Origin of the sequence: Aeromonas sp. 2HA2, from assembly GCF_029237345.1 — a bacterium.
Classification (GTDB): domain Bacteria; phylum Pseudomonadota; class Gammaproteobacteria; order Enterobacterales; family Aeromonadaceae; genus Aeromonas; species Aeromonas salmonicida.
This window is the reverse complement of record NZ_JAACGB010000031.1, coordinates 1-685: the sequence shown is the minus strand read 5'-3', so window position 1 is coordinate 685 and position 685 is coordinate 1. Positions and strand designations below refer to the sequence as shown.

The window sequence follows — 685 nt, the reverse complement described above, 5'->3', positions numbered from 1 at the left end:
AGTAATAGCGTCTCTTACCGACTTCTCACAGCTTATCGCAGGTTAGTACGTCCTTCATCGCCTCTGACTGCCAAGGCATCCACCATGTACGCTTAGTCACTTAACCATACAACCCCAAGAAGTGTCGGTGAAACCGGCACGGCCTGTTGTCGTACAACAAGGACCAAATAAAATTTGGTTTTCGCCAAGAAGTTTCCAAAGCACTTGTAACAAATGTTTGAGAACTACTTTTTAAATCAGCTTTCCAGATTGTTAAAGAGCATGTTTGCAACGGTCAGTGACCGAAGAAAACAGAGTTAAGAATCAACTTCTTAACTCTGCATTCTTAAGATGCGAAGAGAAGTGGCGTCCCCTAGGGGATTCGAACCCCTGTTACCGCCGTGAAAGGGCGGTGTCCTAGGCCTCTAGACGAAGGGGACCCCGAGTCTGCTTTGCAGTGCTTGCGCACTGAGACAACAGGTAGCAGTAAACTGCTATTCACATCCCGTTATCCGGCAGAAGAGGTTTTCTCTCATCCATCCCGAGGGCTGGACAACAGAAGCTGATGCATCACTGCACCAGGTCTTTGCTCTAACTACTTTGAATCAAGGCAATCTGTGTGAACACTCAACAACTTCGACATCTTAAGGTAAGGAGGTGATCCAACCCCAGGTTCCCCTAGGGTTACCTTGTTACGACTTCACCC

The 685-nt window shown here is 47.6% G+C and carries 1 tRNA gene and 2 rRNA genes; all 3 read right to left on the bottom strand.

The annotated features are described in order from the left end of the window. Positions 1-106, bottom strand: a 23S ribosomal RNA gene (locus GWQ29_RS21220); the annotation flags it as partial. A gap of 237 nt (positions 107-343) precedes the next feature. Then, a tRNA-Glu gene (locus GWQ29_RS21215) sits at positions 344-419 on the bottom strand. Between the two features lie 210 nt (positions 420-629). Then, positions 630-685: ribosomal RNA gene (locus tag GWQ29_RS21210) — 16S ribosomal RNA — on the bottom strand; the annotation flags it as partial.